7 protein-coding genes are annotated in these 6,196 nt (G+C 67.9%); 2 read left to right on the top strand and 5 right to left on the bottom strand.

What is annotated here, in order from left to right; all coding sequences use genetic code 11:
* Positions 1-204: DUF732 domain-containing protein (locus WU80_RS23805; protein WP_156371850.1), on the top strand; the 204-nt coding region annotated here is incomplete at its 5' end.
* Between the two features lies 1 nt (position 205).
* Here the strand turns inward: WU80_RS23805 and WU80_RS23800 are convergent.
* The 5 genes from WU80_RS23800 to WU80_RS23780 are packed head-to-tail and all read right to left on the bottom strand — an operon-like array spanning position 206 to position 5,297.
* Positions 206-1,036: an ABC transporter permease gene (locus tag WU80_RS23800; RefSeq protein WP_055404596.1), complete on the bottom strand. Its 831-nt coding sequence runs from the start codon at positions 1,034-1,036 to the stop codon at positions 206-208.
* Positions 1,033-1,962: a glycosyltransferase gene (locus tag WU80_RS23795; protein ID WP_055405868.1), complete on the bottom strand. Its 930-nt coding sequence runs from the start codon at positions 1,960-1,962 to the stop codon at positions 1,033-1,035. The genes WU80_RS23800 and WU80_RS23795 overlap by 4 nt, the downstream gene beginning before the upstream one ends.
* On the bottom strand, positions 1,955-2,782 hold the full coding sequence (locus WU80_RS23790) for an ABC transporter ATP-binding protein (RefSeq protein WP_055405602.1): 828 nt from the start codon (positions 2,780-2,782) through the stop codon (positions 1,955-1,957). The genes WU80_RS23795 and WU80_RS23790 overlap by 8 nt, the downstream gene beginning before the upstream one ends.
* An 11-nt stretch (positions 2,783-2,793) precedes the next feature.
* Complete coding sequence (locus WU80_RS23785) at positions 2,794-3,300, bottom strand: bacterial proteasome activator family protein (RefSeq protein WP_055405601.1); 507 nt, start codon at positions 3,298-3,300, stop codon at positions 2,794-2,796.
* A gap of 20 nt (positions 3,301-3,320) precedes the next feature.
* On the bottom strand, positions 3,321-5,297 hold the full coding sequence (locus WU80_RS23780) for a DUF6541 family protein (RefSeq protein WP_055405600.1): 1,977 nt from the start codon (positions 5,295-5,297) through the stop codon (positions 3,321-3,323).
* A 129-nt stretch (positions 5,298-5,426) separates the two neighbouring features.
* Here WU80_RS23780 and WU80_RS23775 point away from each other — a divergent pair.
* Positions 5,427-6,196, top strand: a 770-nt coding sequence (locus WU80_RS23775) for an aminotransferase class V-fold PLP-dependent enzyme (RefSeq protein ID WP_156371848.1), incomplete at its 3' end; no start/stop codon positions are given.

Below are 6,196 nucleotides of genomic sequence, written 5' to 3'. Positions count from 1 at the left end.
GTGTATAAGAGACAGGTGTGCGCCGGGCTGGACAACAACCAGCGGTCGAGCCTGCTCGCGATGAAGGTGATGAAAGACACCAGTCTGACGGCGCGACAGGCCGGGTTCTTCGTCGGCCTTTCGGTGTCCGCCTACTGCCCGCAATACAAAGGGCAGATCGATGATTCGCTCGCCTGGCTCGATCCCGGCCCGCCGCTCATGTGAGCTAGACCCAGTACGGCACCCGGGCCCGGTATTGCCGCATCGCGACCGCCGCCAACAACCAGCCGACCACGGTGAGCACCGCCACCACGGCCCAGTGCCGCAACTCCTGATGGGCGCCGAGCAGCGGCGCGCGCACGATGTCGAGATAGTGCAGCAGCGGGTTGAGCTCGACGATCTTCGACCACCGGCCCGCGCCCTGCTGCCGCAGCGTGTCGTCGTTCCAGATGATCGGCGTCATGAAGAACAACAGCTGCACCACCGAGAACAGCAGCGGCCCGATGTCGCGGTAGCGGGTGGCCAGGATGCCGAAACACAGTGACACCCAAATGCAATTCAGCACGATCAACGCCAGCGCCGGGATCACCGACAGGTCCGCCCACGACCACGGCTTCGGATAGATCATCGCGATGACGACGTAGATGACGATGTTGTGCGCGAACAAGATCATCTGCCGCCACACCAGGCGGTACACGTGCACCGACAGCGGGGTGGGGAGTTGCTTGATCAGACCCTCGTTGGCGACGAAGACGTCGGCGCCCTCCAGAATGGCCGCGTTGATGAGGTTCCAGATGATCAGGCCGAGCGTCACGTAGGGCAGGTGCACGGACAGCTCGAGGTGAAAGAGCTTGGAGTACAAGCCGCCCATCGCGACGGCGGTGGTGCCGGTCGCGATGGTGATCCAGAACGGCCCCAGCACCGAGCGGCGGTAGCGCTGCTTGATGTCCTGCCAGCCCAGGTGCAGCCACAACTCGTGCCGGCGGAAGCCTGCGACCAGATCGCCCCGGGCGCGGATGAAGGTCCGCGACTGGGCGGCGGCGTCCAGAAACGTCATTGTGTGCCTCCCGGACTCGATGGTGGCGACCCGCCGAACTGCTCCCGACGGCCCAAGCGGCGCAACCGAATCCACTCCGCCAGGCCCCTGGGGTCGCGGCGGGGCAGCAGAAAGTACCAGCCGAACCGCACCCACTCCTGCGCTTGCAGCTTGCGCAGCCCCGGCTGGGATAACAGGTAGCCGCGGTTGCGATAGGTGTAGAACCGCTTGGTCGGGTCGTCGGGGTACTGGGTGTGCATGCGGCCGCCCAGGATCGGCCGGAATTCCGCGGATCCGCAGGGGTGCAAGTAGATCGCGTCCAGGCAGGTGCCGAACGGTAGGCCCGACCGCACCAGTCGCCGATGCATCTCGACCTCGTCGCCGCGGATGAACAGCCGCAGGTCGGGGACGCCGATCGCTTCGAGCGTGGACGCCCGGAACAACGCGCCGTTGAACAGCGACGCGATGCCGGGCAGCAGGTCCTGCCCGGGCTCGGTGCGCAATTCGCTTGCGCGCCTGCGCCATACCAGCCCGCGGCGCAGCGGGAACGCGAGCCGCTCGGGGTCGTCGAGGTTGCACACCATCGGTGACACCTCGGCCAGGCCGTGCTTCTGCGCGCACGCCAGCAGGGTGGCCAGCACGTGCGAGTCCTGCGGCCGCCCGTCGTCGTCGGCCAGCCACACCCAGTCGGCCCCCTGCGCCAACGCGTGCAACATGCCCAGCGCGAAACCGCCTGCGCCGCCGAGGTTTCGGCGGGAGGCCAGGTAGCTGGTCGGGATCGGCTGGCCGGCGACCAGGTCGCGGACCCGGCCGTCGCCGCACCCGTCGTTATCGACGATGATCAGGTGATCGGGCAACCTGGTCTGGCTGCTCAGGGTGCCCAGCGACTTGGCCAGCTCGTCGGGGCGCCGGTGGGTGACGACGACGGCGACGACGGACTCACTCATCTCCGGATGCTCTTTGCGCCAGCGGCTTTTCTGCGGCCGTCTCGGCCAGCACCTCGCGTACGTGCCGGGCCGCGTCCTCACCCTCGTAGGCGCGCACCACGTCTTCGATGCCGCCGGACTGGCGGATCACGCCGTGGTCGATCCACATCGCCGTCTTACAGAGGCGGGCGAGGAATTCGTTGGAATGGCTGGCGAATACCAGGATTCCGGACCGCTCGACCAAGCCCTGCAACCGGGACTGGGCCTTCTTCAAGAAGTCGGCGTCCACCGCGCCGATGCCCTCGTCGAGCAGCAGGATCTCGGGGTCGATGCTGGTGACCACGCCCATGGCCAGCCGCACCCGCATGCCGGTCGAGTACGTGCGCAGCGGCATCGACAGGTAGTCGCCCAACTCGGTGAACTCGGCGATCTCGTCGACCTTGGCCAGCATCTGCTTGCGGGTCTGCCCCAGGAACAGCCCGCGGATGATGATGTTCTCGTAGCCAGAGATCTCGGGGTCCATGCCGACTCCGAGGTCGAAGACCGGTGCGACCCGGCCGGTGACCTGCGCCCAGCCGCGGGTGGGCTCGTAGATCCCCGAAAGTAGGCGCAGCAGAGTCGATTTCCCCGCGCCGTTGTGGCCGACCAGCCCGACCCGGTCACCCAGCTCGAGCGACATGGTGATGTCGCGCAGCGCCTCGACGACGACCACGTTGGACGCGTTGCGGCCGATGGTGCCGCCCGCCTTGCCCAGGAAGGCTTTCTTCAGCGAGCGCGACTTCGCGTCGAAAATGGGAAATTCCACCCACGCGTTGTGCGTCTCGATGTGAGGACCCGCCACCGTGCTTCGCTTTACAGGTACTGACCGTGCCCGGATCCGCCGGGCTTGCCGATGCCCGGGGGCAGCGCGCCCTGACGCATCTTCTCCAGCTGCGCGCGGGCGGCCATCTGCTGCGCGAACAGCGCCGTCTGGATGCCATGGAACAGGCCCTCCAGCCAGCCGACCAGCTGCGCCTGGGCGATGCGCAATTCGGCGTCGGACGGCGCCGCGTCCTCGTTGAACGGCAGGGTGAGGCGGTCGAGCTCTTCGCGAAGTTCCGGCGCCAGGCCCTCTTCCAGTTCGCGGATGCTGGTCGCGTGGATCTCGCGCAGCCGGTTGCGGCTGGCCTCGTCGAGGGGTGCGGCGCGGACCTCCTCGAGCAGTTGCTTGATCATCGTTCCGATGCGCATCACCTTGGCCGGCTGCTCGACCAGATCGGTCAGTGAGCGCTCGTCGGAGTCATCCTCCGCCACCGCCATGATCCGCGGGTCGACGCCGCCGATGATCTCAATGCCATCGTCGTCGTTGCCGGTACTCATCCATCACCATCCTTTGCGCACTAAGAGTGCGGCGCCGCGCCGTCGTTTCCGCGCCATTCGTAGATTCGGGCTCCACCGTTGTCGTAGATCAGCGCCCACGACTTCGATTTATCCAGTGACACTAGTCCGTCGGGTACGGCGAAGCCCCGGACCGTCGGCATGCTCGTGTAGATGTACCGGATATTGAGCGCTTTGATCGCCTCGACCACCCGGGGATCGGACTCACCCTTGCGGGCGCCGGCCCAGAAGATGTAGCGGTTGGGGCCGGGGCCCATTTGCTGCGGGTAGTCGTAGTGGGTCCAAAGCGGGTGCAGGTCGGCGACGGCGTACATCCACGCCGTGCCGTCGGTGTTGGCGTTGCCGATCACGGTGGTGTGCGCCCCGGGCAGCTTGGACAGATAGGCCATGGCCATCAGGTCGCGCTGGTCGATCATCACCGAGTCGTACTTGTCGCCGAACAGGACCAGGTGCCGATAGAAGTAGTGGCGGGCGGTGAACACGGTCGTGGCCACCAGCAGGACCGCGGTGGCCGCGGTCCAGGCCGGCGCCGGCAAGGGTTTGAATCGGCCGGCGACTCGTCGGGCGCCGGCCATCACCACCATGACGATCAAGAACAATGCGACACCGGCCATCGGCTCGAGCAGCAGCGTGATGGCGGCCGAAATGCGGCGCGGGTCCTTGTAGAAAAACTCCCCGAACGCGCCGGCCACCGCGCCGAGCGGGCCGCCGAGCGGTGTTCCCGCGTCGACGTCGACCACCACGAGCAACAGCCACACCGCCAGCGGCCACCAGATCCTCTTGTAGGCGAAGATGATTCCGCCGACGATCGCCAGCGTCATCAGCCCGTACTGGTACGGGAAGTCGTTGAGATGACGCGAGTGCTGGAAGACGGCATCCCACACCCCCCGCTTCTTGCTGAGCTTGGTCAGGAATGAGTGCCCGGCGATGATGTCTTCCTGCTGGCGGACGCTGATGAACTGCGGCAGCAGGATCAGCGCGGTGGTCACCGTCACGCCGGCGAGCGTCATTGCGTCGGCGAGCCGCCCGCGCACCGGATTCCACAGCACGTCCAGCAACCACCAGGCCACCAGGAACAGCACGACGATGAACCCGCCGGTCAGGTGCACGGACATCAGCCCGACGAAGGCCAGCACCGCTAAGGGGATCCGGTCGCGGTGCCGCAGCGTCGAGGCGATCAGCACGAAGGTGGGGACGACGACGCCGTAGGCGGCCAGGTTGGGCATCGCGGCGACGCCGAACTCGACGTAGGGCAGGGAGGTGAACGACACGGAGAGCGCGGCGGTGGTGGCGGCCGCCGCGGCGGTGCGCCATTCCCCCCAGCGCCCCCGCAGCAGCTTCCAGGTCAGCATCGCCGCGCTGGCGGGGAACAGCCACACCGAGGCCGCCACCGAGCTCACCGTGTAGCCGGTCGTGGGCGCCGCCCCGGTGAGCTGACAGAACACCGCCACCCACGCGTGGAACACCGACGGGTAGTACAGCGTCTGATGCGTCTCGACGTTGCGCAGCTCGCCCATGTGGGTGGACGACGCCTGCCCGGTGTCCAGGATGAACCGCACCTCGTTGGCGTGCCAGACGGCGTCCCACGTGCTCGGCACCGTCTGCCAGTGGGCGGCCAGGCCGCGGTAGGCCGCCCACATGATCAACAGCGCACCCAGCAGCACCCCGGCCGCCACGGTCAGCGCCGGCAACCGGCCGATCCCGCGCGCCTCGGCCTCGGTGTCGCGGAAGCGGCCGAGCAGCAGCTGCAGGACCGTCATCGCCAGGCACACCACGATCAGCGTGGCCAGCGCGGTCCAGCCGTTCCACGGGATTCCGACGGCGCCGAACGGGATGATCGCCAGCGCGATGGCGCCGTAGGTCAGCGCCGGGCCGACCGCGACGGCGATGGGCCAACTCAGCTGACTGATTCGCGCGATGACCGCCCCGGGCGCTATCAGCAAGAACAATGCGATCAGCGTTCCGAACCAGAGGCCCACTCGACTAGTATGGCTGGCCGGGTGTCCTGCCTCTTCGAAGCCACCGGCACGCTGGAACGGCTCGAGCGTCTCCGGGCACCCGCTACCGTCACAGTTTCGCGGAGAAGCGGAAGCTCTAAGGTGGCTGGCATGGCTTACGACGTCGCCCGGGTGCGCGGACTGCATCCGTCGCTGGGTGACGGGTGGGTGCACTTCGACGCACCGACCGGGATGCTGATCCCCGATTCCGTCGCGACCACGGTCTCCACGGCGTTCCGCCGGTCCAGCGCCACCGCGGTGGGTGCGCACCCGTCGGCGCAGCGCAGCGCCGCGATCCTGGAGGCCGCGCGGGCCGCGGTGGCCGACCTCTTCAACGTCGACCCGGCGGGCGTGGTGCTCGGCGCCGACCGCGCGATCCTGTTGTCGGCGCTGGCCGAGACGTCGTCCTCGCGGGCCGGGCTGGGCTACGAGGTGATCGTCAGCCGCCTCGACGACGAAGCGAACATCGCCCCGTGGCTGCGGGCGGCGCACCGCTACGGCGCCAAGGTGAAGTGGGCCGAGATCGACATCGAGACCGGCGAGCTGCCGACCTGGCAGTGGGAGGGCTTGATCGGCAAGTCGACCCGGCTGGTCGCCGTCTCATCGGCGTCCGCGGCGCTGGGCACGGTCACCGACCTGCGGGCGATGACCAAGCTGGTGCACGATGTCGGCGGGTTGGTGGTCGTCGACCATTCCGCCGCCGCGCCCTACCGCCTGCTCGACGTGAAGGAAACCGATGCCGACGTGGTGGCGGTGAACGCGCTGGCGTGGGGCGGCCCGCCGATCGGCGCGGTGGTGTTCCGCGACCCGGCGCTGCTCAACTCGTTCGGCTCGATATCGACGGACCCCAAGGCCACCGGGGCCTGTCTCTTATACACATC

The sequence above is a fragment of the Mycobacterium sp. UM_11 genome (assembly GCF_001414075.1).
Classification (GTDB): domain Bacteria; phylum Actinomycetota; class Actinomycetes; order Mycobacteriales; family Mycobacteriaceae; genus Mycobacterium.
Note: the sequence above shows the minus strand (reverse complement) of the source record. Positions and strands in the feature narration are given on the sequence as shown.

Bases quoted from the DNA above. Each gene is read 5' to 3' on its own strand.
- WU80_RS23795 (WP_055405868.1), bottom strand. From the start codon at position 1,962: ATGAGTGAGTCCGTCGTCGCCGTCGTCGTCACCCACCGGCGCCCCGAC.
- WU80_RS23785 (WP_055405601.1), bottom strand. From the start codon at position 3,300: ATGAGTACCGGCAACGACGACGATGGCATTGAGATCATCGGCGGCGTC.
- WU80_RS23800 (WP_055404596.1), bottom strand. From the start codon at position 1,036: ATGACGTTTCTGGACGCCGCCGCCCAGTCGCGGACCTTCATCCGCGCC.